Below are 24,909 nucleotides of genomic sequence, written 5' to 3' on the forward strand. Positions count from 1 at the left end.
CATGCTCACGGCCAAGGGAACGCGAAAGATGAAGGGTGGCGATGGCGCGGTTTGGTCTCAGGTCAGAGGCGGCCCAGGGCTATGTGATGGTCAGCCCCACGCTGATCTTCACGGTTTTGCTCCTCGCTGTTCCGCTGATCGCGATTGTCGTGCTGAGCTTCTGGACCCAGAACTTCATGGAGTTCGACCGGAGCTTCACGCTGGCGAACTACCGCGAGGCTGTAACGGACCCCATCTACAGCACGCTGATGGGGCGCTCGCTCTGGATCGCGGCGGCGGTGACGGTGGTGACCGTGGTGCTGGCCTTTCCCATTGCCTATTTCGTCTCCTTCCACGTGCCGCAAGAGCGCAAGGCGCTCTGGATCTTTCTGATTACCATCCCGTTCTGGACCTCGTACCTGCTGCGCGTGTTTTTGTGGAAGGTGATCCTTGGCTTCAACGGAGTTCTCAACTCCAGCCTGCAAGGCCTTGGCATCATTGAGGAACCGCTGACCTTTCTCCTCTATAACGCCAATGCTGTGGTCATCACGCTGGCCCATGCCTATGCGCCCTTTACGATCCTGCCGATCTATGTGGCGCTGGAAAAAATCGACCGATCCTTGCTGGAGGCGGCACGGGATCTCGGCGAAACGGCCTGGGGCACGTTCCGGCGCGTGACCTTGCCGCTGGCCATGCCTGGGGTGATCGCGGCCACGCTGATCGTGTTCATCCCGGTGATCGGGGATTATGTCACGCCGCGGCTGGTGGGCGGGCCAAACGGGCTGATGATTTCGAACATGATCCAGACCCAGTTTCTGCGCCTGAACAACGCGCCCATGGGGGCGGCGCTGGCGGTCTCGGCGATGACAATCGTGGGCTCCATGGCGCTTCTGCTCGTATACCTCACGCGCAATATCGGGCGGGCCCCGAAATGAGCGGCCGGGTCCTGCGGATCTATGTGATCCTCTACCTTGTGTTCCTCTACCTGCCGGTGATCCTGCTGCCGGTCTTTGCCTTCAATGACGGCACGATCATCGCCTTTCCGTTGAACGGGTTCACCACCGCGTGGTTTGTGGAGCTTACGGCGATCCCCGCGCTCCATGATGCGTTGAAGAACTCGCTCGTCATCGCGCTGGCCACGGCGATCCTGTCGACCACGCTTGGGGTCTTCGCCGCGCGCGCCTCCACCCGGTTCCGCTTTCCGGGCAAGGCGGGGATCATGGGGTTCATCATGGTACCGCTGGTCCTGCCGGAGATCATCGTGGCGGTCTCGCTATTGGTTGTGCTGTTGCAGCTGGGGCTGAGCCTCTCGATCTGGTCGGTAATCCTTGGCCACACGCTGATCTGCACACCGTTCTGCATCGCGATCCTGTCCAGCAGTTTCAGCGGACTCGACCGCTCGCTCGAAGAGGCCGCGATTGATCTGGGCGAGACACGGCTGAGCGCCTTTCGCCTCGTGATCTTGCCGCTCGTAACCCCGGGGATCATCGCATCTCTGTTGATCTCTTTCACGATTTCGCTCGACGAATTCATCATCGCCTTCTTCCTGACGGGCACCGAGCCGACCCTGCCGGTCTATATCTGGAGCCAGTTGCGCTTCCCGCAGAAGCTGCCGGTGATCATGGCGCTGGGGACGATCCTGATCCTGCTGTCGCTGATCCTGATCGGGAGCGCCGAGATGCTGCGGCGGCGCGGCTTGCGCAAGAGCGGCCAACAAGATGCCGGAGGGTTCCTGTGACCAAACCTCTGATTTCCATCTCAAATCTGCAGAAATACTACGGATCCTACCACGCCCTGAGGGATGTCTCGGTCGAGATCGGCTCAGGGGAGTTCTTTTCCCTGCTCGGCCCGTCCGGCTGTGGCAAGACCACGCTTCTGCGCACCATCGCCGGGTTCGAGAGCTATGAGAGCGGCGCGCTGCGGATCGATGGGCGCGATATGGCCGGGGTGCCTGCGAACAAGCGTCCGACCAATATGGTGTTCCAGAGCTATGCGATCTTTCCCCATCTGAGCGTGGCCGAAAATGTGGGCTTTGGCCTGCGTCGGCGAACGGATCTGGATGGGGCGGCCAAGGTGCGTCGCGGGGCCGAGGCGCTCGCCATGGTCGGGCTCGATGGCTATGGCGACCGCGCGGCCCATGCCCTGTCCGGGGGGCAGCGGCAACGGGTGGCGTTGGCCCGGGCGCTGGTGCTGGAGCCCAAGGTTCTGCTGCTTGATGAACCGCTCTCGGCGCTGGACAAGAAGATGCGGGAGCAGATGCAGTCCGAGCTTCGCCGCCTCCAGCGTCATATCGGGATCACCTTCATCCTCGTTACGCACGATCAGGAGGAGGCGCTGACCATGTCCGACCGGATCGCGGTGATGTTCGAGGGTCGGATCGCGCAGTTGGCCGCGCCGCAGACGCTCTATAGCCGACCGGCGACCCGGGATGTGGCGGAGTTCATCGGGACCATGTCCTTTCTGCCGGCAGAGGTTCGCGACGGGCAGGCCGAGGTCGCCGGTCTGGGGGCAATGCCCGCGCCGAACGGCCTCAGCGGATCCTGCGTCGCCGGGGTACGGCCAGAGGGGATGTCGATTGCAGAGACCGGGGCGGACGGACCCTTGGCGGCGGCGGAGATTGTCGAGAGCGCGTATTTCGGGGACATGACCAGTTACCGCGCGCGGCTGTCGGGGACAGAGGCGCTGGTCGAGATTTCGATGAAGAACGGGCCAGGCGTGGCCGTTCTTGAGCCCGGCACCCAGACCAGCCTGCGCTGGTCGCCAGAGGCGCTGGTCTTCTTTCCCGCCTAGCTGTCTTGGGGGATCAGTCCAAGCCCGCGCAGATAGATCCCGATCCCGGTCTCCAGCAGGTCTTCGGGCGGGAAAGGCGCTTTGGAGCCCGGCGCGCCCCGGGCAAAAAGCTCCACCACGCCATGGCTCATGGCCCAGATATGGGCGGAAAACATAGAGGCGGGCGGGCGCTTATCCTCGGGTATGTGCTGGGAGAGCGCCTCGGCGGCTCGTTCCAGCACCATGCGGGACTTGGCGGAGGCGGCGGCGAGCTCAGGCGTCGCTTGGTTCGAGATGCCGCTTTCGAACATGGCCATGTAGTGGCCCGGATGCTTGCGCGCAAAGGCGAGATAGGCGCGGCCCGTCGCCTCGAACGCCGCCAGCGCCGAGGGCTGTCCGTCATTGAAGGCAAACTCCATCAGATCGGCAAAGATCCCATGGCCTTGCAGGGCGATCTCGATGATCAACTCGTCGCGCCCGGCGAAATGGCGATAGACCGCTGCCGGGGTCACGCCCGCATTCTTGGCCGCCTCCGAGAGGGTAAAGCCGGTTGGCCCTTTCTGCTCGATCAGCACCAGCGCCGCATCCACGAGGGCTGCGCGCAGGTTGCCGTGATGATAGCCGCGCTTAGGCATCCCAGATGTCCGGGCCGCCGCAGATCTGCGGGTCCTGCACGTTCACCAGCGCCGCGTCCTTGCCCGTATAGTCGAGCCCGCGCAGGATCGCGCGGATCGCGGCCAGACGGGCGCGGCGCTTGTCGTCACTGCGGATGATCGTCCAGGGCGCGAAATCGGAATGGCTTTGGGCGAAGGTCTCGGAGATCGCGTCGGTATAGGCATCCCATTTCTTCAACCCCTCCACATCGATCCAGCTCAGCTTCCATTGCTTGAGCGGGTCGCTCTCGCGGTCAAGGAACCGGCGCAATTGCTCGGCCTGTCCGACATTGAGCCAGAACTTCACCAGATGGATGCCCTCATCCACGAGCATGCGTTCGAAATCGGGAAGCTGGCGGAAGAAGGCCGCGCGTTCGGGCGGCGTGCAGAAGCCGAAGACCTGCTCGACCACACCGCGATTGTACCAGCTGCGATCGAAGAGGACGATCTCGCCTCCGGCGGGCAATTGTCGGATATAGCGCTGAAAATACCACTCGGAAGCCTCGCGGTCCGTGGGCTTCGACAGTGCGACGATGCGGGTGGTGCGCGGGTTGAGGTTCTCGCGCACACGCTTGATCGTGCCGCCCTTGCCCGCGGCGTCGCGCCCCTCGAACAGGACACAGACCCGCGCGCCGCTCTCCTTTACCCAGGATTGCAGCTTCACCAGCTCGATCTGCAGCGCGTCGAGCGTGCCCTCATACGCGTCCTTATCCATGCGCTCGGCATAGGGATAGCTGGGGTTCAGGATCTCGTCCTTCTTGGCGTCGTCCAGCGCATCGCGCACGTCCCTCGGGGCGTCTTCGCGCGCAAACTTGGAAATGGCGCCGTCAAAGGGCAGGGACATGGGACCGATCCTTTCAGAACTGGTCGCCGCAGTATGACGATTGCGCGGGCTAGCGCAATCCGGCGGCCCGTGCGGCGCGGTTCACGGCTGCGACGACCGCGTCCGGATCCGCATGGTGGGGCATATGGCCGACCCCCGGCATCTCCACCAGGTTGCCGTTTTGCAAAAGCTGCGACAGGGGCCGGGCATGCACGTCGATCGGCACGATCGTGTCGGCGGTGCCGTGGAGCAGCTCAATGGGTTGGGTCAGGCCCGGATAGCCCTCGGTCATCTTGCGGATATGGCGCTTGAGGCCGTTGACCTGCTGCGCATTGGTGCGGGCCTGGCTAGCGCGTAAGGTCAGATCCGTGCCGACATAGTCGAGATAGCCTTCGGGCACGGCATCGGGGGCAAAGAGGGTCGTCGTGAACTCCTCCGCCTTTGACTGAGGCACGAGTGCGACGGCCAAGGGGACCACTGTGGCCCCGCCAATCCGGCTCGAGGCGATGGCATACCAGGCGCCGAGCCCGCCTTCCCAGACCATGCTGGCGCCGCCCAGGGTCACGATGCCCGCGGCCTGATCCGGACGCTCCAGCGCCCAGGCCAGGGCCACGGCGCCGCCATAGCTGTGTCCGACGATGATCGCGCGCTCGACACCGCGATCCCCGAGGGCCTTGGCGAGATGGCGGGCCTGTTCCTGCGGGCTCTCGCCGCGACGGTGCAACCGTTCGGAATACCCCAGGCCGGGCCGATCAAAGGCGAGCGTGCGGTAGCCCGCCGCGTTCAGCCGCCTGGTCAGATCGAAGGTCATATCGCGCAGATGCCCGCTCGCCCCGTGGAGCAGCACGACGGCCGGGCCATCGCCCTCATCGGCTACGTGCACGGTCTTGCCGTCCACGAGGAACACCTCGCCCACGGGCAATGTCCGGTCGAACTTGTCCATTTGCGCTCCGTCTGGCCCGCGCCCGACGCAGCCGGCGAGGGCCGTCAGGGCCACCGCGCCGACGCCTGCCTTAAGAACCGATCTTCTGCATGTCATAATGGGTGGTCTGGTAAATCTCGTTGATCCAATTCCCATATAGGAGATGGGCGTGAGATCTCCACCGGTTGAGCGGGGGTCTGCTCGGGTCATCATCCGGATAGTAGTTCGCCGGAACATTGATCGGCGTGCCGTTCTCGACATCCCGGTCATACTCTTCCTTGAGCGTGCCCGTGTCATACTCGAAATGGTTGAAGATATAGAGCGCGCGATGGGCAGGATCCTCGACCAGACAGGGCCCGACCTCGGACGACCCCAGCAGAGTGGTCAACCCAGAGGCCGCTTCGATCTCAGCCTGGCGCATCTCGGTCCAGCGGCTCACGGGGATCACGCAATCATCCGAGAACCCGCGCAGATAAGGCGAGGCCGGCGCGAGATTGCGGTGCCGGAAACAGCCAAAGGCCTTGGCGGGCAGGATGTGTTTCTGCACCCGGTGGAAATGGTTGATCATCGCCATGCCGCCCCAGCACACGCCAAAGGTCGAGTGCACATTGCTCTGGGTCCAGGCAAAGACCTCGCGCAGCTCGTTCCAATAGGTCACATCCTCGAAGTCGAGATGCTCGATCGGCGCGCCGGTGATCACGAGCCCGTCGAACTTGCGGTCCCTAACCTCTTCAAAGGGGCGATAGAAGGTCTCCATATGCGCCGCCGATGTATGCTTGGACTGATGCTCGGTCATCCGGATCAGCGTCAGATCGATCTGCAGGGGCGTCGCGCCTACCAGCCGCGCGAATTGCGTCTCGGTCTGGATCTTCTTGGGCATCAGGTTGAGAAGCCCGATCTCCAACGGTCGGATATCCTGCCGCCCGGCCCGATCCGCGCCCATCACCATCACGCCCTCAGACGAAAGCACGTCGAAGGCGGGGAGGGTCTCGGGGATCTTGATGGGCATGGTCTGCGTCCGGATCTGCGGGGTTGGGAGTGCGGATTTAGGCGGTCTGGGCTTGGTTGCCAAGGGCGTCGGCGATCAAGCTTTCGAAATCCGACGCGTCGCGGACCCGGGCCACATCATCGGCGGCGACCGTCACGCCCCAGTTCCGCGCCATGGCAGCATAGCGCGGTTGGCGGTGGGCCAGCGCCTTGGCATAGGTCCAGCGGATGAAGGCATCCGGGTCGACCGCATCGGGACCGAGCCCGGTCTCGGCGAGATAGCTCGCCCAGCTGGCATCGAGAAAGGCCGGATCATAGGCCATGGGCTTGGGCGCCTTGTCGAACCGGCGGATCAGCTCAGCCGTATGGGCCTTATCCCCTTCGATCCAGACCAGCAGGGTCGCGGCAGCGAGCGCGCTCAGCACCGGGTCCTCGGGATTGTCGCCATCCACCCATTCGCAGATCGACCCGCCGCTGTCGCAGATGAAATGCGGATAGCCATAGATCGCCTTGGCGCGCTCGATGAAGTGGGCCGTGTCGTGCAGGGCCGCGATCTCGGCGCTGCGGAACTGGGCCTGACGGCGGCGATACTCGGTGATCGGGACGCCGCCGCGGGCCGGATCGCCCGGCTTGCCGAGATAGGTGGAGACGGGCGAGAGGTTCTCCAGCGTGATGTTCGAGCCGATATAGATCGAGTCCGACATCAGCAGATCGCGCAGGAAGGGGACCTGCATCGCCTCACGCTTGAAATTGTCGACGATGTGCTCGCCCATATAGCGCGTCCCGATCCGGTAATCGACCGAGTAGTGGAACCAGTCGCCCCCATCGCGCAAACGGTTGGAGATATGGGTTTTTCCAAGGCCGGACATCCCAAACAGCAGGACGCGTTTTTCCGGGGCGGCGCGCCACTCGGCGGCACTCGAATAGATCATGGGGCGCGGGCTCCGTTCCGGCGGTGTGGTGCGGCGGTTCAACCGGAAAGCAGGCGGCGGGTCAAGCGTCCGTCCAGCACCAGGAGCCCGAGCGCGAGGATCCCGAAGCCGAGAAAGGCATTGGCGGTGAGGGTTTCGTCCCGGACCCAGGCCCCCAGCAGGATCGCCACGGGCGCCACAAGCAGAGTGCAGAGCATCAGGTTCCCAGCCCCTGCGAGCGCCAGCACCCGGTAGTAGAGCAGATAGGCAAAGGCCGTCGCGATCAGCGCGTAGTAGCCGACCGCCGCCATCGCGGCGACGGAGGGCAGGCTGGTTGGCGCGCCGTCGATCACGAGGGCCGCCGGGATCATGATCACGCTCGAGCCTGTCAGCATGCCCGCCGCCGCGATCTCGGGCGGCAGATCCTTGAGCCGTAACCGCGCCCAGGCCCCGGCAAAGGCGTAGCAGATCGTGCCGGCGATAATCGCGAGCTGAGCGAGAGAGCGCAGGTCGAAATGGCGGAAGTTGTGCAAGCCAATGGCCGTGGCCACCCCCAGCATGCCCAGCGCGACGCCGAGACCCCGGGCCCATGTCAGACGCTCATCAGCAAAGATCAGCGCGGCGACGAGGACACCAAACACAGCAGTGGCCGCGTTCAGGATCGAGGTGAGCCCGGTCTCCACATAGAGCTGCCCCCAGGCCATGAGCGTGAAGGGCAGGACGTTGTTCAGAAGTCCCATGACCAGAAATGCGCCCCAGAGCTTCGGAGCCCGTGGAATCGACCCGCCGCGCCACAGGACGAAGATCCAAAGTGCGAGCGCGGCAAATCCGACCCGGTAGGCAACGGAGGTCACGAAGGGGATTTCGTCAAGCGCGATGCGGATCGATAGAAAACTGCCACCCCAGATGAGCGAGAGCAATCCAAGCTCGGCCCAGGCGCGCGGAGAGAGGGTCTTTTGGTCGGTCATGGAGCCGGTCTAGCCCATCGTTCCAGAAGCCGCGATCCGAAACCTGCGCAAAGAAAACCCCCGCCGAAAAGCGGGGGCTGTCGCGATAACCTTGGGATCAGAAGTAGTAACCGATCCGAATGCCGTAGCTGATTGCGGTGTTGTCTTCGAACTTCGAGATTGCAACGCCGGGATTATCGAAGGGGCTTTGGGAGGACGCGTTGCCGAGCCAGCTGTACTCAATTCCACCACTGATCTTGAAGCGGTCTTGGGTATACGTCACACCAAGAGCAACTGCGGTTCTGCCGTCAATCGGTCCCAGGTTGCCGAAGATGTCTCCGCTTTGAGGCTCATGGATCAAGGTAAACGCACCTGACCAAGCGTCCGTGAAGCGGCGGCCTACGCCAAGGCGATAGGTAATGGAGTCGCTCTGATAGCTCGCAAGCGCGTAGTCATTGACCGGGAAACCATTCGCCATGTTGATTGCGGCAAGTGTCGCACTGTAGAAGTCCGGATTGATATCGAACTCGCTCCAGTCAACCCAACGGACCGAACCAAAAAGAAGCGTGTCTTCTGCGATCCCTGTCTGAAACTGCAAGTGCACCGATTGAGGGATTGTGGTGTCAAACTCGCTGCTTGCTTCGTTCACTCCTAGAAGAGGACTGGACTCGGTAGCCGAAAACCTATGATCGATCGCAGAGTTGTAGGTCAGAGCGACACGAAGAGCGATATCTGGGCGTTCGTAGGCCACACCCAGCGTGTACCCAAACTCACGGTCGTTATTGGTCGAAAGCTCATAGCCGCTGCTGCCAAGGAAAACTTCGCCCTCGACCTGCTGCGCACGGACACCCCCAAGAACGCTGAAACCATTGTCGAACTTGTACATCAGGTACGCGGTCAAGGCAGTGGAATCGAGATCCGCAGTTGAGCCGGCAAAAGGATGACCGGTTCCTGTGGGATACCGGATCGTTGCGCCAACAGGTTGATCAAGCTTGATCCCGAGGACGATATTGTCGCCCAGATCCTGTTTGTAGGACAAGGATCCCACATTTTCGCCGCCCAGCATGTTGCCCGTCTTGGTACCGGTCGCGAGCGTGCGGCCTTCACCGCTCACATCCGGATCGATGCGGCCAAAACTCAGCTCACCATAGGTGCCGTCTTCGAACAAGAAGTCGACCCCCTGATTGGAGCGCTCCACGCCCCCTGCATAGGCGCTGCTCGCCAGGGCCATTGCTGCTCCGCCCAACAGGGCCAAACGTGATGTCTGCATGTTCTCCATCCCATGTGTCGCGCTTATTGTCTTCGCGTGGACAGGACTATTGGCCGCAGTTCAAAAATGCGTCAATCTATAACGCCGCGTCAGAGGGCTTTTTAGGCCGTTCTACCCAGATATTTATGGCATTTGCGCCAATAATGAGCCCTGCGCCGAGGATCAGGGCCAGTCCGACCGACTCGCCGTAAAGGAGAAACCCCACAATTCCGATCAACGGGAGGCGGAGGAAGTCGAAGGGCATGACGATCACGGCGGGCGCGATGCTGAGCGCGGTGGTCAGGCAGAAATGCGCCACAAGCCCGCAGATCGCGACCACGGTCAGCCAGGGGAGGGTCTCCGCCCTGGGCCATGTGATCGCCCCGTCATGGAGCGTGGCGATCAGCCCGAAGCCTGCCTGTATCAGGGTCAGCCAGAAGAGGATGCAAAGAATCGTCTCGCTCCGCGTCAGGCGCTTGGTGAAGAGGGCCGAGCCCGCAAAGCCCAGCGCCGACAGCGCCGCGGTCAGCACGCCGATATTCAAGCCGGCGACATCCGGTTGGGCGACGATCAGAACACCGGTGAAGCCGAGCGATGCGGCGAGCACCCGCGATTTGGTCAGCCGCTCGCCGAGGATGAGCGGCGCGAGAAGCGTGACCCAGAGCGGCGTGGTGAATTCCAGAGCAAAGAGCTGTGCGAGCGGGATGAGGGGCAGGGCGAAAAACCACAGGTTCTGCCCCGTGAAGTGGCACAGATTGCGGATCGCATGGATCCCCAGATGCCGGGTTGTGACCTCGCTCAACCGCCCCAGGGCCGCACCGATGGACAGCACGAAGCAAAAGCCGATCACCGAGCGAAAGAACATGATCTCGAACGTGTCATGGGTCGCGGCCAGCGCGCGCCCGGCAATGGCCATGAGCATGAAGGACGAGATCGCACCCAGCATCCAGAGCGCTGCTTTGACCGGCTCGTTGCGGGGCGGGCTCATCAGCGGATCAGGCAACAGCCATAAAATGAGCGCGGGCCCTCTGAAGTGATCACGAGGATCTCAAGGCTGAGGGGGGTCTCAGTCGTCAAGACGGGGCAGGCCTCGGGTTTGATCAAGAGAGGCAGGTTGCCTTGGTCGGTTTCAAGGATATGGGTGCGGGTGCTGCGCAGGACCTCGCTCTCGTCCACAGGGGGGATCAAGGTGAAGCGCCCCTCGCCCAGATGATCGAACGCCACATTGCCGCCCTCGATGGTCATCAGGAAATGTGGATCCGTGCCGACACAAAGCAGCTCTGCCGAGGCCGGAGCGGCGAGGCAGGCAACAAGCCCGGCAAGACGAATAGCGGCACACATCAGTTCAACACCGTATCCAGTTGTGGACCCTCAAGGCCGATGCCAGAGGCGATGGAATAGCCCGCGGCGCGCAGCACGTTTCCGGCCCATTTGATCGGCTCCCACTCGGCGCCGGGCCAAATGATCTCTTCCGGATCGGCGGCGGCGAAGTGGATATCCTCGAACCCCGCCCACCAGAAGGACGCGATGGAGCGCGCGCCGTGATAGCGGTGGGTGACCAGAAGGATCGGCGCCTCCAGAAGGTCCGGGGCCAGCCGGGCGGTATAAAGCGCGTTTTGCAGGGTCGAATGGGAGCCGCCCTCGGCCAGCAGGGCCTCGTCCGGAACCCCTTCGGACCGGGCGAGCGCAGCCATCAGGGCGGCCTTCGATTCGGGATCCGTGGTGCCCTGGCCCCCGCTCATCACCAAACGCGGGGCGATGCCGGTCTCATAAAGCGCGATGCCAGCCCGGGTCCGAGCTTCGCTCTGCGCGGTCAGGCTGCCATCGGGCAGTGCCCCGTGCGACAGGACCACAATCGCCGCATAGTCATCCCGCTCTGGCGCGTCATAGAGCAGGATGCCCGCCAGTGTGGCCAAGCCGAACCCCACGAGAAGCAGCAGCCCGATCTCAATCAACCGCCAGAGTTTGTGCATCACTCCCACTCGATGGTGCCCGGAGGTTTCGAGGTGATGTCATAGGTGACCCGGTTGATGCCCTGCACCTCGTTGATGATCCGCGTGGCGGTCTCGCCGAGGAATTCATGGGTGAAGGGATAGTAATCCGCCGTCATCCCATCGACCGAAGTGACCGCGCGCAGCGCGCAGGCATAGTCATAGGTCCGGCCATCGCCCATCACGCCAACCGTGCGCACGGGCAGGATCGCCACATAGGCTTGCCAGATCTCATCATAGAGGCCATGTTTGCGGATCTGATCGATATAGACCGCGTCGGCCTTGCGCAGGATCTCAAGCTTGGGGCGGGTGATCTCGCCGGGGCAACGGATTGCGAGGCCCGGACCCGGGAAGGGGTGCCGTCCGATGAAGGAAGCGGGCAGGCCGAGCTCATGGCCCAGCGCGCGGACCTCATCCTTGAAGAGCTCCCGCAGGGGCTCGACGAGTTTCATGCCCATCTTTTCGGGAAGGCCGCCCACATTATGGTGGGATTTGATCGTGACCGACGGGCCGCCCGAGAAGCTTACGCTTTCGATCACGTCCGGGTAGAGCGTGCCTTGAGCCAGGAAATCCGCGCCGCCGATCTCCTTGGCGTGTTTCTCGAACACTTCGATGAAGAGACGCCCGATGATCTTGCGCTTGGTCTCCGGGTCGGATTGACCGTCGAGTTGCCCAAGGAAAAGTTCGCTTTCATCCGCATGGATCAGCGGCAAATTATAGTGCTCGCGGAACATGGTGACGACTTCTTCGGCCTCGTTGAGGCGCATGAGCCCGTGATCCACGAACACGCAGGTGAGCTGATCGCCGATTGCTTCGTGAATCAGGACCGCCGCGACCGAGCTGTCCACGCCACCCGAAAGCGCGCAGATCACCTTGCCGTCGCCAACCTGATCGCGGATCTGCTGGATTGCCTGTTCGCGATAGGCACCCATGGTCCAGTCGCCGCTGAACCCGGCCAGCTTGACGAAGTTTTCGTAGAGCGTCTTGCCATTGGGCGTGTGATGCACCTCCGGGTGGAACTGCACGGCGAAGAAGTTGCGCGACAGATCCGCGGTGATTGCATAGGGCGCGTTGGGCGAGGTGCCATAGACCTCAAATCCTGGCGCGATCGCCGAGACATGGTCGCCATGGCTCATCCAGACCTGCTCCTGCCCGTCGAGGAACCAGCCATTCAGCAGATCGGGCCGATCCTCGGCCGGAGTGACATAGGCGCGCCCGAATTCGGCAGTGCCATGCCCACGCTCCACCTTGCCGCCGAGCATCTGCATCATCACCTGCTGGCCATAGCAGATCCCGAGGATCGGAACGCCGCGGTCGAACACGCTGGCGGGCGGGCGCGGAGAGCCATCATCGATCACGCTGGCCGGGCCGCCGGAGAAAATCACGGCTTTCGGGGCAAACTCGTCAAGAAACGCGTCGGTGACATTCTGGAACGGATGGATCTCACAATAGACATTCAGCTCCCGCAGGCGCCGCGCGATGAGCTGCGTAACCTGGCTGCCGAAATCGATGATGAGGAGGCGGTCATGGGAGGTCTGGGTCATGGGCTTCGTTTACGGTTGCGCGCTACCCCGTGCAAGTCCGCAGGCGCCCCCAATGTCGCTTACCGCCGCCATGGGGCGCAAATCGAGCGGAGAGAGCGCGGATCCCGTCTTAGGAGTGGGGCACCAACGCAAGCGAACGGGGGGCGATATGGCCGAGGCAACACCGGTACGGCGGCGAGGACGAGGCGGCGGCGGAGCCGCGCGACGGGCGGAGCGAACCGCGGTGCGGTTCGACGTGGCGCCGACGATCCAGCGCAAGATCCCGAATTATGACCTGCATAGCGAGGAAACCCTCGCGATCATCGAGGCCAATGCGGAGACGGTGCTTGAAGAGATCGGGGTCAATTTCCTCGACAACCCCGAGGCGCTGGCTCTCTGGCGCGAGGCCGGGGCGGATGTCCGCGGCGAGCGTGTGCATATTCCCAAAGGGCTGGCGCGCAAGCTCTGTGCCACAGCGCCCGGCCGCTTCGTCCAGCAGGCGCGCAATCCGGAGCGCTCGGTCGAGATCGGCGGCAACAATCTGGTGCTCGCCCCGGTCTACGGTCCGCCCTTCGTGCGCGACGCGGCAGGGGGTCGGCGCTATGCGACCATGGCGGATTTCAACACCTTCGTGAAACTCGCCTACATGTCGCCCTGGCTGCACCATTCCGGCGGCACGGTCTGCGAGCCCACGGATGTCCCGGTGAACAAGCGCCATCTGGACATGCTCTATGCGCATATGACGCTGAGCGACAAACCCTTCATGGGATCGGTGACCGAGCCCAGCCGGGCGCAGGACAGTGTCGAGATGTGCGAGATCCTGTTTGGGGCCGAGCGCATGGCGCAGGGGCCGGTGATGACCTCGCTCATCAACATCAACTCGCCCCTGACCTTTGATGCCACGATGATGGGCGCGCTGGAGGTCTATGCGCGCGCGGGGCAGGCCTGCATCATCTCACCCTTCATCGTGGGCGGGGCGATGGCGCCGGTTTCGGTTGTGGGGACGCTGACCCAAGTGCTGGCGGAGGTTTTGGCCGGAGTGGCCTATTCGCAGCTGGTCAAACCGGGCGCGCCGGTGATTTTCGGGGCGTTTGTCACGTCCATCGACATGAATTCCGGCGCTCCGACCTTCGGGACGCCGGAGGCCGCGCAAATTACCTATGGGGCGGGGCAACTGGCGCGTCGCATGGGGCTGCCTTACCGGTCCGGTGGCGGGTTCTGCGGCTCGAAACTGCCGGATGCGCAGGCCGGGTATGAAACGGCGAATTCCCTGAATGCGGGCCTCATGGGGGGCGTGAACTTCATGCTCCATGCCTGCGGCTGGCTCGAAGGCGGGCTGGTGGCCAGTTTCGAGAAATTCGTCATGGACGCGGATCAGCTCGGGACCCTGCACAAGATGGCCGCAGGGGCCGCGGCGGATGAAAACGGGCAGGCCATGGATGCGCTGCGCGAGGTGGGCCCGGGCGGGCACTTCCTGGGCTGCGCCCATACCCAGGCGAATTACAAGGATGCATTCTGGCGCTCCGAGGTGTTTGACTGCAAGGCCTTTGAGACCTGGGCCGAGGAGGGGGCGCGGGACACGCAAACCCTTGCTGCGCAGCGAGTCGCGGACCTTCTGGAGCGATATGAACGGCCTCAACTCGACCCGGGAATCGAGTCGGAATTGAGAACATATATAGAACGTAAAAAGAGCGGGATGCCGGACGCGTTTATCTGAGCGCCGGCAACACTTTCTTAACTCGCTTTTGCGAGCTGCGTGAACTCCGGCAACAGCCGGGTTTCCGCCATGATTGCGGCGAGCACTTCGATATGGCGCGCGACAGAATACGCGGCGAGCCCGGCTTGGCGCGTTTCTTCGAGAAGTGTCTCCATCGCCATCAATTCGCCGAGCGCTTTCGCCGGAGAAACCGATTTCGTGTTTTTAATCAGACGCTTGAGGTCGCGATCGCGGTTGTAGTCCCGCAGGCCGAACCGGGCGGCCCGCATCAGGGTCTGGGGGCGGCGGAGAGTGGTCAGAGCAGAAAAAAGAGCGGTCATGAGGAAGGGTCCTTGCGTGGCTTCCTCTTCACAAAAACACAACCAGAGATTGTGTTGCGTGAGCGCGTTGCGTTGCGTTCGGTGGGTAAATATCTGTTTATCTTTTAAAAACAATAATCGTCAAACACGCCGTTTTTAAGATTCCGGTAACTAACGCAACCCTAGGTTGTGTCCAGCAAGCAAGATGAGGCTCAGTTTGACCAGCGCATTCTCCGCCACGCCCCGTATGACGGACCTGCCCGAATGGGTCCCCCATCATGCCCGTCACTATCTCGCCCATACCGAACTGGGGCTCTCCATTCGGTCCGTGGCGCGAGAGGCAGGCTGTGCGGCCTCGACCGTGCTTCGCCAGATCCGGAAACTTGAAACCGAGCGCGACGATCCCCTGATCGACGAAGCGCTGGACACATTGCGCCAGCACTTTGCCCCCTCACCAGAAGCACAGGATGTGATTCACATGAGCGCTCACCCCCGGACCTTGCTGAAGACCGAAACTGCCAAGATCGAACGGGAGGCGCGCCGCATTCTGCGTCGCCTGTGTGAAAGCGATGCGGTGCTTGCCGTCTCGCCGGAGATGGAAAAGGCCGTAGTGCTGCGCATGACCGACGGCGTGCCGCGCCGGATCGCCGTGGTGGAGCGGGGCATCGCCCAGGCGTTTGCTCTGCAAGACTGGGTCAAGTGCAAGAGCGCGGGCAAGGTTGCGCAGTACGAGATCACCCATGCGGGGCGTTTGGCGCTCAAGCGGCTCCTCTCTGAAGATGCCCGCCGCAAGACCGGGCTCGACAGTCCGGAGGTGGCGGCCTTTGCCGAACAGCACCGGGAATGGGGCACCAAGCAGGTCGTCACCGGCGAGACCGGTGAGACCGCGCGCATGCGCTATAACCTCGCCGAGTCGCCCATGCTCAGTCTCGCGCGGCGTCGCGACAAGGATGGCAGCCCCTTCCTGACCGATGACATGGTGAGCGCGGGCGAGCGTCTGCGCGAGGATTTCGAACTGGCCCAGATGGGCCCGCGAACCACCCAGAACTGGGAGAAGTTCCTGACCAGCACCGACCGCACCAGCTTCCAGCCCGGCAGTGACCACGGGGGCGGCTCGATGAACGCCAAGGACCGTGTTCATCAGGCGCTGGCGGAGCTTGGCCCAGGCCTCGGTGACGTGGTCCTGCGCTGCTGCTGCTATCTCGAAGGGCTGGAGACCGCGGAACGCCGCATGGGCTGGTCGGCGCGTTCAGGTAAGATTGTCCTGCGAATCGCTCTTCAGCGGCTTTCCGAGCACTATAAACGTATTCATGGATCCGGCGGCGGCCTGATCGGCTGACGCTGACCGGAACGAGGCGGGTGTGGTGGCCTGCCTTTTTTGCGCGCAGTGCCTCGGGTCAGGGGCACTGCGCGTTTTTTTGTGCAAGGGGCAGTGGGGGCCGCGCCCGAGGTCGAAAAGCTGAGACAGATCCGCGCAAACATGGCAGCTATGCAATATGCGCGCTTACTTTTTGCGCAGAACTGGTTATTTATCTTGACCAGAGGAGATCTGACCCATGCGTGACCTGAAACTGCCCGAGCAACGCCATCCTGAAAAGGCGCACCGCCCTGACAATGCTCAGCCACGCAAGCCCGACTGGATCCGCGTCAAGGCGCCGGGCGGGAAAGGCTACACCGAAACCCGCGAGATCATGCGCAACCACAATCTGGTGACGGTCTGCGAGGAAGCAGGTTGCCCGAATGTGGGCGAATGCTGGAGCCAGGGTCACGCCACCATGATGATCATGGGCGAGATCTGCACTCGCGGCTGCACCTTCTGCAACGTGGCCACGGGCAAGCCCGATGCGCTCGATGCATTCGAGCCCGGGCGCGTGGCCGATGCGGTCAAGAAGCTGGGGTTGAACCACGTGGTGATCACCTCCGTGGACCGGGATGATGTAAAGGATGGCGGGGCGGAGCATTTCGCCATGACCATCCGCGCCGTGCGCCGTCATTCCCCCCATACCACGATCGAGATTCTGACGCCGGACTTCATCAAATGCGGTCCCGACGCGCTGGAAACCGTCGTTGCGGCCAAGCCGGACGTCTTCAACCACAACCTTGAGACTGTGCCGGGGCTCTACCCCGAGGTGCGTCCCGGGGCGCGGTACTTCCACTCTCTGCGCTTGCTGCAGCGGGTGAAGGAGCTGGACCCCAGCATGTTCACCAAATCGGGCATCATGGTCGGGCTGGGCGAGGATCGTTTGGGCGTCACCCAGGTGATGGACGATATGCGCGCGGCGGATGTGGACTTCCTGACCATTGGTCAGTACCTGCAACCGACGCCGAAGCACCACGCTGTGGACCGGTTCGTGACGCCGGACGAGTTCAAGGCCTATGAGAAAGCCGCCTATGGCAAAGGCTTCCTCATGGTGTCGGCCACGCCGCTGACCCGGTCGAGCTATCACGCGGGCGATGACTTCGCGCGGCTTCGGGATAACCGCCTGAAAAAGCTCGGTAGCCTCTGAGGCCTTTCCCTGACCCGGGCGAATTACGTCCGGGTTTTCGAGAAATTTAGCTAAAATGCCATAGTTTCGCCGAGTTCGGCGGGCAAAACAGCCTCGTTCAGACAGTTGGTCTGTTAAATGAGGTGAGCTATGGCGGATATCTCCTTGGCAATGCAGCGCTTTTTGTGGCTGCTCTACCGCGTCTTCGGTCTCGCGTGCCTGGCCGGGGCCGTTCATCTCACCGCGGTGATCCTGCAGCTGGATCGATTGTTTGTGCCGCGGCAGGAGCAGGTGCCTTATTACCTGCTCTGTCTTGCGTTGGCCGGGGGCGCATTGTTCCTTTTGCCGTCGACCACACCTTACCGGATCGCACGTATTCGCTCGGGGATGGGCGGGATCGGCGCAATCCTCGCGATCCTCGCCATGTCTGTCGTCCTGATCATGAGCTTTGGCGCAACGCAGGACGTGCCGGAGGCGACGCCATTTGCCGCGCAGGCCGCGCTCGCCAAGGACATCGTCCTGGTGCTGGCAGTGGCGGGGTGCATGGCGATTGGCTGGCTGGGCCTGACCGCGCAGCGAGGTGCGCGCAAACGGGTCCCGATGATGGAGGCCACCGCTCAGCATCAGGCACAGGCCAATGCGGCGCGCCAACCCTGAGATCTATAACTTGGGCACCCGTGGGGTGCGGTCAGGCGTCAGGGCTTCGGGCCAGCCGAAGATCTGCTCATAGGTGAAAATCGCCGCACAGATCGCCAGGATGGCCAGAACGAACTTCACCTGTCCCATGGAGGGCGGGTGCCGGACCCAGCGGGCCATCCGCAGGAACCAGCCCATATTCACAGCATCCGGACCTTTCCGATATAGGGCAGGTTCCGGTTTCTCTGCGCGTAATCAATGCCGTAGCCGACAACGAACTCATCGGGGATCTCGAACCCGATCCAGGTCGCATGCACATCCACCTCGCGGCGCGTGGGTTTGTCGAGCAAGCAGATCGTCTCCATCCGACGCGGTTCGCGCGCGGCGAGCAGGTGTTTGACATGGGAGAGCGTGAAGCCCGTATCCACCAGATCCTCGACCACCAGCACATCGCGCCCTGCTATTTCGCCCCGCAGATCCTTGAGGATCCGCACCTCGCGCGAGCTTTCCATCCCGTCGCCATAGGAGGAGGCTTCGAGGAAATCGACCTCCACCGGCAGGTCCAGTTCCCGCACGATATCGGCGATGAACACGAAGGAGCCGCGCAGCAGGCCGATCACAATCAGCTTATCCGTGCCGGCAAAGGCGGTCTCGATTTCCCGCGCAAGTGCCTCTACCCGGGCCGCAATGGCCTTGGCCGAGATCATCTTGTCGATGACATAATGGTCGTGCTTCATCCCGCCCCCTTGATTTCCGGCGCATATTCACCGAAATCAGCGCGAACCACCACGAAAAAGAGCGTCTCGCCAATCGCCATGCCGCAGCATTCCGAAACCCGCAATCTTCCCTACAGTGCTGCGCAGATGTACGCGCTTGTGGCGGATGTGGCGGCCTATCCGAAATTCCTACCCTGGTGCGCGGCGGCGCGGATCCGGTCCGTACGCGAGACCGGGACGGGCTCCGAGATGCTGGCGGATCTGGTGATCTCGTTCAAAGTCTTTCGCGAGAAGTTCGGCAGTCGCGTGAGTCTCGTGCCCGAGGCGCACCAGATCGATACCGAATATCTCGACGGGCCGTTCCGCTACATGCAGTCGCGCTGGACCTTCACGGACCTTGAGGGGGGCGGCTGCAAGGTCGACTTCCATACGGATTTCGAGTTCAAGAACAAGGTCCTGCAGGGCGTGATTGGGGTCGTCTTCAACGAGGCGATGCAGCGGATCGTCAAGGCCTTCGAGAAGCGCGCCGATGCGCTTTACGGCCCTCAGGCCGCCTGAGCCGCCGCCAGCAGCAGCCCAAGCGCGTGGTCCCGGGCGGCCTGCCGGACTTGCGCACGACCCAAGGCACCAAATTCCACCGTTTCAGTCCGGAGCGCTGTGTTTGGCCCGATGATCCCGAAGCAGACGCGCCCTTCCGGTTTGAACTCCGATCCGCCCGGTCCGGCAATGCCGGTGATGGCGACCGCGAGGCTTGCGCCCGCTGCGGCCAGCGCGCCGGTGGTCATCTCGGCGGCAACTTCTTCGGAGACCGCGCCATGGGCGTCGAGTCTGGCAGGCGACACGCCCAGCATCTCGGTTTTGGCTGGGTTCGAATAGGTCACGAACCCCCGCTCAAACATCGCTGAGGACCCGGCGATATCCGTGATCGCGGCGGCAACCATCCCGCCCGTGCAGCTCTCAGCACAGGTGACGGTCAGGCCACGCGCGGTGCAGAGCGTGATCAGCTCCGCCGCGCTCATATGAGGACCACATGGGCGAGAAAGGCGAGCACCGCCACGCAGATCGCGGCCAACACGCCCGCCACGATATCGTCGAGCATCACGCCCGCTGCGTCATGGCGTTTGTCGGCCAAACCCACGGGGCCAGGTTTCCAGATGTCGAACAATCGGAAGAGGGCGAAGGCCGCGATCCAGCCGGGCCAGAGCGCCGAGATCTCTGCGCCCACATGCCAGGCTCCGGCTGAGACGGGCCAAAGCGCGATCCATTGGCCTGCCACCTCGTCGATCACGATCTCGGACGGGTCGTGATCCGCGGCGCCCTTGGTCGCCTCCGCCGTGGCCCACCAGCCGATTCCACAGACGGCCAGAGTGGCGATGGCGAGGGCTGGAAAGCCGCCCAGCGTATGGATGGCCCAGGCCAGGGGCAGGGCGGCGAGGGAGCCCCAGGTGCCCGGGGCGGGCTTCATCAGGCCCACACCGAAGACGGTTGCGATCATCCGGCTCATGGGCGCAACAACGTGACGGTGGCGAGGGAGGCGATACCTTCCTCCCGCCCGGTGAAGCCGAGCCGTTCGGAGGTCGTTGCCTTGACGCTCACCTGATCCGGAGAGAGGCCCATCAGTTCGGCCATTTTCGCTTTCATCGCAGCATGATGCGGGCCGATCTTCGGGCGCTCGCAGACCAGTGTGCAATCCATATGGGTGATGGTGTAGCCCCGCTCAGCGGCCAGCGCGACCGCGTGTTTGAGAAAGATCTCGGAGGCCGCGCCCTTCCATTGCGGATCGCTGGGCGGGAAATGCTGGCCAATATCGCCATCCCCCAGCGCGCCATAGATCGCATCGGTCACCGCATGCATGCCCACATCCGCATCGGAATGGCCCATGAGGCTGCGATCATGGGGGATCTCCACCCCGCAGAGGATGACCGCATCCCCCGGCCCGAACCGGTGCACGTCATAGCCATTGCCTGTCCGTATATCCATTGCTTGCCTTTCCCCCAGCAGGCGCGCGGCGCGCGCGAAATCTTCCGGGTAGGTGATCTTGAAATTCGTCTCATCGCCGGGAACGATCGTGACCCCATGGCCTGCGGCGCGGGCGATCTCCACATCATCGGCGGCGGTGGCGGCATAGGCCGCATGGGCGTCGCGAATGAGTCCAAGGCGGAACCCCTGGGGCGTCTGGGCGCGAAAAAGCCCCGTGCGATCCTGCAGGCCTGTGACCTGATCTTCGGCGCCGGTCCAGAGCGCATCGACCACGGGTAGGGCGGGGGCCGCAGCCCCGGTCTCGCGCACGGCCGCGATGACGCGGGCGATCAGATCCGCCGAAACGAGCGGGCGGGCCGCATCATGGATCAGAACCAGAGACTCGTCGCGATTATCGATTGCGTTCAGCGCATTAGACACCGATTGATCCCGCTCCGCGCCCCCGGTCACCACCTGGATCGGGGTCTCGGCCTTCAGGGTGTCTGCAAGCTCCAGATCCTCGGGATGCAGCACAACCACCAGCGCTCCGATCTCGGGCACCGCGTCAAACGCCGCCAGCGTCCAGTCGATCACACGTTTCTGCGCGAGCGGGCGCCATTGTTTCGCAATCCCGTCTCCCGCGCGTGTGCCGCGCCCCGCCGCGACAAGAATGGCCGTAACATCGGGCGTCAATTCGTGCTCTTCTCGCCTAGGAATTCGCCCACTTGGTAAGTGGCTGCGCCACAAGGTGCAATCCTGAAGCGGAGTTCGGAGGTTTTCCGCGTAAAAATTAAGCAGGCGCTGTTTTTTGCCCAGAAGAACAATCCGGGGACGTTGCGGGAAATCGTTAAACGAGTTACCGGAATAGGGCATGCACAAGGATTAATCGTTTGACTGTTATCTTGGCAGAAAGCCGGTTGACTCACCCGGTCCTCCTCGCACCGATGGCGGGAATCACTGATCTGCCCTTTCGCGCCATTGTGGCGGAGTTTGGTGCCGGGCTCGTGGTTTCTGAAATGGTGGCCAGCCAGGAGATGGTGCAGGGCAACGAAAGCTCCCGAGCGCGGGCGGAACTGGGCTGCGGCGCACAGGCCACCTCTGTGCAGCTCGCCGGGCGTGAGGCCTATTGGATGGGCGAGGCGGCGCGTTTCGTCGCCGATCAAGGGGCCAAGGTCATCGATATCAATATGGGCTGCCCGGCCAAGAAGGTCGTGAACGGTGCCTCGGGCTCGGCGCTCATGCGTGATCTTGACCATGCGCTGACCTTGATCGAGGCCGTGGTTGCCGCGGTTGATGTGCCGGTGACCCTCAAAACCCGCCTTGGCTGGGATGATGACAGCCTCAACGCGCCGGAACTGGCACGCCGGGCCGAGGCTGCCGGGATTGCCATGATCACGATCCATGGTCGGACCCGTTGCCAGTTTTACAAGGGATCTGCAGATTGGGCGGCGATTGCTGCTGTCAAAGAGGCCGTGTCGATCCCGGTCATCGCCAATGGCGATATCGTTGATATCGAGAGCGCGTGTGCGGCGCAGTCCCTCTCTGGCGCCGATGGCCTGATGGTCGGGCGCGGGGCGCAGGGCCAGCCGTGGAAGCTCGCCGAGATCTCCGCCGCGCTTTATGGCACCGCCGCGCCAGAGCGGCCCGAGGGGCAGGGGATGATTGATCTGGTTTCCCGCCATCTGGAGGCGATGCTGTCCTTCTACGGCACCGATCTGGGGCTCAAGACCGCGCGCAAACATCTCGGCTGGTATATGGAGGCGCGCGCCGATGGGCTTGAGACGCCCAAGGCCCTGCGCCGTGCGCTCCTGACGGAGACCCGGCCCGCGGAGGCCCTGCGCCTGATCCCTGCGGCCTTGACCGAGGCTGCGCCCGCACAGGTGGCCGCATGACCAATCGGACCCAGGCGCTCTGGATTTCGCTGCCGATCCCGGCGCTGATCCTGTCGGGCGACAACAAGATCCTTGATCTCAACCCGGCGGCTGAGAACTTCATGAACGGCTCCCTGCGCAGCCTGTTGGATATGCCGATCTGGGACAAGCTGATGGTGGATGCACCGCTGGAGGAGGCGTTCGCCCGGGTGCGCACGAACCTCTCGCCGCTCTTCATCAATGATGTGGATGTGGGTACGGGGGAGCGTCCGCCCGTCCTGTGCAACATTCAGGTCAGCCCGCTCGTGGACAATCCGAACCTCGTGCTTCTGCTTTTGGAGCCGCGTGAGATAGCCGGGCGGCTGGGCCGTTCGATTCAGTCCAAGACGGCGGCGAAGTCGGCCATCGGCATGGCGGAAATGCTGGCCCATGAGATCAAGAACCCGCTGGCCGGGATCACAGGCGCTGCGCAGCTTCTGAGCATGAATCTCAGCGCCGAGGATCGCGAGCTGACGGATCTGATCGTGGCCGAAAGCCACCGGATCGTGAAGCTGCTGGAACAGGTGGAACAGTTCGGCAATCTGCGCCCACCCGCCTGCAAGCCGGTCAATATCCACGACGTCTTGGAACGCGCGCGCAAATCCGCCGTGGTGGGTTTTGGCGCCCATGTGTCGATCACCGAGGAATACGATCCCTCGCTGCCCTCGACCTATGCGGATGCGGACCAACTCCTGCAGGTCTTTCTCAACCTGCTGAAAAACGCCGCCGAGGCCAGCAAACCCGGGGGGAAGATCCGGATCCGCACCTTCTATGAGCTCTCCCTGCGCCTGCGCCGCAAGGACGGGACCGGCGGAACCGTCCCCCTGCAGATCGAGATCATCGATGATGGTCCGGGCCTGCCACCGGATATCGAGGCCGATGTGTTCGAGCCCTTCGTCTCCGGTCGCGAGAATGGCACGGGGCTTGGCCTCGCGCTGGTGTCAAAAATCATATCGGATCACGATGGCTGGATCGCCGTGGACAGTGTCCCGGGCCGCACCGTGTTCCGCATTTCCCTACCTGTCGCCCCCCGAAGTGAGGAGACCTCCTGATGGATGGAACTGTCCTTGTCGCCGATGATGATCGCACGATCCGCACCGTGCTGACCCAGGCCCTGACCCGCGCGGGGTGCAAGGTGCACGCCACCTCGAGCCTGATGACGCTGATGCGCTGGGTCGAAGAGGGGAAGGGGGATCTGGTGATCTCCGATGTGGTGATGCCCGATGGCAATGGGCTCGACACGCTGCCCAAGATCACCGAAGCGCGACCCGGTCTGCCGGTCATCGTGATCTCGGCGCAGAACACGATCATGACCGCCATTCAGGCCGCTGAAGCCGAGGCCTATGACTACCTGCCGAAGCCGTTTGATTTGCCGGATTTGATGAAGCGGGCGGCGCGGGCACTCGAGGTGAAGCGCCGCGCGCCCCCGCCCAAGATGACGTCCGAGACCGCGAGTGAAGACCTGCCGCTTGTGGGGCGCACGCCGCAGATGCAGGCGCTCTACCGTCTGGTGGCGCGGGTGATGAACACGGATCTGCCGGTGATGATCACGGGCGAGAGCGGGACGGGCAAAAGCCTGATCGCGCGGGCGATCCATGATTTCTCCGACCGTCGGTCGCTGCCCTTCGTGGTGGCGGGGGCTGCGGATCTGGCCGGGGCCGATGGCCCTTCGACCCTCGTGGCGCGGGCGCGGGGTGGATCGATTCTCTTTGACGAGGTGGGCGATCTCGACGACGACGCCCAGGGCCGGATCGTGCGCATGCTGGATACCTTCGGGGACAACGCACCGCGGATCATGTCCACCAGCCAGAAGGACCTGATGCAGAAGATGGAGGGTGGGATTTTCCGCCAGGACCTCTTCTACCGGCTGGGCGGTGTGACAATCAACGTGCCGTCCTTGCGCGAGCGGGTGGACGATATCCCGCTGCTGGCCAGCCATTTCTTGTCCCGGGCGGAGCGGGACGGACAGCCCCTCAAACGGCTCTCGGACGCCGCCAGCGACATGGTCCGCGCCTATTCTTGGCCCGGCAATGTGCGCCAGTTGGAAAACGCCATGAAGCGGCTGGTGATCACCGCGCAGGAAGACGAGATCGGACGCGGCGATGTGGAGCTGGTGCTCGGCAGCCAGCCCGCGATCGAACCCCTTATGGGCGGCGGTGAGGCCGATAAGCTGAGCGCATCGGTCGAGAAACACCTGCGCCGGTACTTTGACCTCCATGGCGGAGTTTTGCCGCCCCCGGGCCTGTATCAGCGGATTCTGCGCGAGGTGGAGACTCCGCTCATCGAGATCGCGCTCGACGCAACCGGTGGAAATCAGGCAAAATGTGCCTCTTTGCTCGGAATTAATCGCAATACTTTGCGCAAGAAGATCACGGATCTGGATATTCAGGTGACACGCCGCCGCAAGTTGATGTAAAAGCGCAACATAGCGT

General features: G+C 63.1%; 28 protein-coding genes. 11 read left to right on the forward strand and 17 right to left on the reverse strand.

What is annotated here, in order from left to right; genetic code table 11:
• The first annotated feature begins 41 nt into the window (after nt 1–41).
• Genes ACP153_RS05885 through ACP153_RS05895 form a run of 3 tightly spaced genes read left to right on the forward strand, consistent with a single transcriptional unit; the run spans nt 42 to nt 2,769 of the window.
• Nucleotides 42–914 carry an ABC transporter permease gene (locus ACP153_RS05885; protein WP_424970053.1) on the forward strand — a complete coding sequence of 291 codons (873 nt, stop codon included), beginning with the start codon at nt 42–44 and terminating at the stop codon, nt 912–914.
• On the forward strand, nt 911–1,717 hold the full coding sequence (locus ACP153_RS05890) for an ABC transporter permease (RefSeq protein WP_424970054.1): 807 nt from the start codon (nt 911–913) through the stop codon (nt 1,715–1,717). Before ACP153_RS05885 ends, ACP153_RS05890 begins: the two co-directional genes overlap by 4 nt.
• Nucleotides 1,714–2,769 (forward strand): ABC transporter ATP-binding protein, encoded by a 1,056-nt coding sequence (locus ACP153_RS05895; RefSeq protein WP_424970055.1) that lies wholly within the window; start codon nt 1,714–1,716, stop codon nt 2,767–2,769. Before ACP153_RS05890 ends, ACP153_RS05895 begins: the two co-directional genes overlap by 4 nt.
• On the opposite strand, the gene ACP153_RS05900 is transcribed toward ACP153_RS05895, so the two are convergent.
• The 11 genes from ACP153_RS05900 to guaA all read right to left on the reverse strand — a co-directional run bounded on the left by ACP153_RS05900 (nt 2,766) and on the right by guaA (nt 12,775).
• Nucleotides 2,766–3,383 (reverse strand): TetR/AcrR family transcriptional regulator, encoded by a 618-nt coding sequence (locus ACP153_RS05900; RefSeq protein WP_424970056.1) that lies wholly within the window; start codon nt 3,381–3,383, stop codon nt 2,766–2,768. The two genes, ACP153_RS05895 and ACP153_RS05900, sit on opposite strands and share 4 nt — an antisense overlap.
• Nucleotides 3,376–4,245 (reverse strand): polyphosphate kinase 2, encoded by an 870-nt coding sequence (gene ppk2, locus ACP153_RS05905; protein WP_424970057.1) that lies wholly within the window; start codon nt 4,243–4,245, stop codon nt 3,376–3,378. Before ppk2 ends, ACP153_RS05900 begins: the two co-directional genes overlap by 8 nt.
• A gap of 49 nt (nt 4,246–4,294) precedes the next feature.
• The gene (locus tag ACP153_RS05910) at nt 4,295–5,167 is read right to left on the reverse strand and encodes an alpha/beta fold hydrolase (protein ID WP_424970058.1); all 873 of its coding nucleotides are present in this window, start codon (nt 5,165–5,167) and stop codon (nt 4,295–4,297) included.
• A gap of 70 nt (nt 5,168–5,237) precedes the next feature.
• A complete protein-coding gene (gene metA, locus ACP153_RS05915; RefSeq protein WP_424970059.1) occupies nt 5,238–6,155 on the reverse strand; it encodes a homoserine O-acetyltransferase MetA in 918 nt (305 codons plus the stop codon).
• Nucleotides 6,156–6,192: 37 nt separating this feature from the next.
• On the reverse strand, nt 6,193–7,065 hold the full coding sequence (locus tag ACP153_RS05920) for an ATPase (protein ID WP_424970060.1): 873 nt from the start codon (nt 7,063–7,065) through the stop codon (nt 6,193–6,195).
• A 38-nt stretch (nt 7,066–7,103) separates the two neighbouring features.
• Nucleotides 7,104–8,012, reverse strand: a complete 909-nt coding sequence (locus ACP153_RS05925) for a DMT family transporter (RefSeq protein ID WP_424970061.1) — start codon at nt 8,010–8,012, stop codon at nt 7,104–7,106.
• A 97-nt stretch (nt 8,013–8,109) separates the two neighbouring features.
• The gene (locus ACP153_RS05930; RefSeq protein ID WP_424970062.1) at nt 8,110–9,261 is read right to left on the reverse strand and encodes an OmpP1/FadL family transporter; all 1,152 of its coding nucleotides are present in this window, start codon (nt 9,259–9,261) and stop codon (nt 8,110–8,112) included.
• Nucleotides 9,262–9,337: 76 nt separating this feature from the next.
• Nucleotides 9,338–10,228: a DMT family transporter gene (locus tag ACP153_RS05935; protein ID WP_424970063.1), complete on the reverse strand. Its 891-nt coding sequence runs from the start codon at nt 10,226–10,228 to the stop codon at nt 9,338–9,340.
• Nucleotides 10,228–10,581, reverse strand: coding sequence for a hypothetical protein (locus tag ACP153_RS05940; protein WP_424970064.1), 354 nt, complete (start codon nt 10,579–10,581; stop codon nt 10,228–10,230). The genes ACP153_RS05935 and ACP153_RS05940 overlap by 1 nt, the downstream gene beginning before the upstream one ends.
• Nucleotides 10,581–11,213, reverse strand: coding sequence for a YdcF family protein (locus ACP153_RS05945; protein ID WP_424970065.1), 633 nt, complete (start codon nt 11,211–11,213; stop codon nt 10,581–10,583). Before ACP153_RS05945 ends, ACP153_RS05940 begins: the two co-directional genes overlap by 1 nt.
• Nucleotides 11,213–12,775 carry a glutamine-hydrolyzing GMP synthase gene (guaA, locus tag ACP153_RS05950; protein WP_424970066.1) on the reverse strand — a complete coding sequence of 521 codons (1,563 nt, stop codon included), beginning with the start codon at nt 12,773–12,775 and terminating at the stop codon, nt 11,213–11,215. Before guaA ends, ACP153_RS05945 begins: the two co-directional genes overlap by 1 nt.
• A gap of 148 nt (nt 12,776–12,923) precedes the next feature.
• Between guaA and ACP153_RS05955 the strand changes: the two genes are divergently transcribed.
• Nucleotides 12,924–14,471: a trimethylamine methyltransferase family protein gene (locus ACP153_RS05955; protein WP_424970067.1), complete on the forward strand. Its 1,548-nt coding sequence runs from the start codon at nt 12,924–12,926 to the stop codon at nt 14,469–14,471.
• 17 nt (nt 14,472–14,488) lie between these two features.
• Here the strand turns inward: ACP153_RS05955 and ACP153_RS05960 are convergent, their stop codons facing one another.
• Complete coding sequence (locus ACP153_RS05960; protein ID WP_424970068.1) at nt 14,489–14,905, reverse strand: DUF6477 family protein; 417 nt, start codon at nt 14,903–14,905, stop codon at nt 14,489–14,491.
• Between the two features lie 112 nt (nt 14,906–15,017).
• Here ACP153_RS05960 and ACP153_RS05965 point away from each other — a divergent pair, with 112 nt between their 5' ends.
• The 3 genes from ACP153_RS05965 (at nt 15,018) to ACP153_RS05975 (ending at nt 17,913) form a co-directional block, all read left to right on the forward strand.
• Nucleotides 15,018–16,109 carry a DUF6456 domain-containing protein gene (locus ACP153_RS05965; RefSeq protein ID WP_424970069.1) on the forward strand — a complete coding sequence of 364 codons (1,092 nt, stop codon included), beginning with the start codon at nt 15,018–15,020 and terminating at the stop codon, nt 16,107–16,109.
• Between the two features lie 217 nt (nt 16,110–16,326).
• Nucleotides 16,327–17,277, forward strand: a complete 951-nt coding sequence (gene lipA / locus ACP153_RS05970; protein WP_424970070.1) for a lipoyl synthase — start codon at nt 16,327–16,329, stop codon at nt 17,275–17,277.
• Nucleotides 17,278–17,406: 129 nt separating this feature from the next.
• Nucleotides 17,407–17,913, forward strand: a complete 507-nt coding sequence (locus ACP153_RS05975) for a hypothetical protein (protein WP_424970071.1) — start codon at nt 17,407–17,409, stop codon at nt 17,911–17,913.
• A 3-nt stretch (nt 17,914–17,916) separates the two neighbouring features.
• On the opposite strand, the gene ACP153_RS05980 is transcribed toward ACP153_RS05975, so the two are convergent.
• Nucleotides 17,917–18,090 carry a hypothetical protein gene (locus ACP153_RS05980; protein ID WP_424970072.1) on the reverse strand — a complete coding sequence of 58 codons (174 nt, stop codon included), beginning with the start codon at nt 18,088–18,090 and terminating at the stop codon, nt 17,917–17,919.
• A gap of 2 nt (nt 18,091–18,092) precedes the next feature.
• Nucleotides 18,093–18,629, reverse strand: coding sequence for a hypoxanthine phosphoribosyltransferase (gene hpt, locus ACP153_RS05985; protein ID WP_424970073.1), 537 nt, complete (start codon nt 18,627–18,629; stop codon nt 18,093–18,095).
• Between the two features lie 78 nt (nt 18,630–18,707).
• Here hpt and ACP153_RS05990 point away from each other — a divergent pair, with 78 nt between their 5' ends.
• A complete protein-coding gene (locus tag ACP153_RS05990) occupies nt 18,708–19,166 on the forward strand; it encodes a type II toxin-antitoxin system RatA family toxin (RefSeq protein WP_424970074.1) in 459 nt (152 codons plus the stop codon).
• On the opposite strand, the gene ACP153_RS05995 is transcribed toward ACP153_RS05990, so the two are convergent.
• The 3 genes from ACP153_RS05995 to ACP153_RS06005 are packed head-to-tail and all read right to left on the reverse strand — an operon-like array spanning nt 19,154 to nt 21,260.
• On the reverse strand, nt 19,154–19,627 hold the full coding sequence (locus ACP153_RS05995) for a CinA family protein (RefSeq protein WP_424970075.1): 474 nt from the start codon (nt 19,625–19,627) through the stop codon (nt 19,154–19,156). The genes ACP153_RS05990 and ACP153_RS05995 overlap by 13 nt on opposite strands.
• A complete protein-coding gene (locus tag ACP153_RS06000) occupies nt 19,624–20,112 on the reverse strand; it encodes a phosphatidylglycerophosphatase A family protein (RefSeq protein ID WP_424970076.1) in 489 nt (162 codons plus the stop codon). Before ACP153_RS06000 ends, ACP153_RS05995 begins: the two co-directional genes overlap by 4 nt.
• On the reverse strand, nt 20,109–21,260 hold the full coding sequence (locus ACP153_RS06005) for a bifunctional 2-C-methyl-D-erythritol 4-phosphate cytidylyltransferase/2-C-methyl-D-erythritol 2,4-cyclodiphosphate synthase (protein ID WP_424970077.1): 1,152 nt from the start codon (nt 21,258–21,260) through the stop codon (nt 20,109–20,111). The genes ACP153_RS06000 and ACP153_RS06005 overlap by 4 nt, the downstream gene beginning before the upstream one ends.
• Before the next feature lie 197 nt (nt 21,261–21,457).
• On the opposite strand from ACP153_RS06005, the gene dusB reads away from it, so the two are divergent.
• Genes dusB through ACP153_RS06020 form a run of 3 tightly spaced genes read left to right on the forward strand, consistent with a single transcriptional unit; the run spans nt 21,458 to nt 24,893 of the window.
• Nucleotides 21,458–22,459 carry a tRNA dihydrouridine synthase DusB gene (gene dusB, locus ACP153_RS06010; RefSeq protein WP_424970078.1) on the forward strand — a complete coding sequence of 334 codons (1,002 nt, stop codon included), beginning with the start codon at nt 21,458–21,460 and terminating at the stop codon, nt 22,457–22,459.
• Nucleotides 22,456–23,529, forward strand: a complete 1,074-nt coding sequence (locus ACP153_RS06015; protein ID WP_424970079.1) for a two-component system sensor histidine kinase NtrB — start codon at nt 22,456–22,458, stop codon at nt 23,527–23,529. The genes dusB and ACP153_RS06015 overlap by 4 nt, the downstream gene beginning before the upstream one ends.
• Nucleotides 23,529–24,893: a response regulator gene (locus ACP153_RS06020; RefSeq protein ID WP_424970080.1), complete on the forward strand. Its 1,365-nt coding sequence runs from the start codon at nt 23,529–23,531 to the stop codon at nt 24,891–24,893. The genes ACP153_RS06015 and ACP153_RS06020 overlap by 1 nt, the downstream gene beginning before the upstream one ends.
• Nucleotides 24,894–24,909 lie beyond the last annotated feature (16 nt).

Origin of the sequence: Dinoroseobacter sp. S76 (genome assembly GCF_049801095.1) — a bacterium.
Taxonomy (GTDB): domain Bacteria; phylum Pseudomonadota; class Alphaproteobacteria; order Rhodobacterales; family Rhodobacteraceae; genus Dinoroseobacter.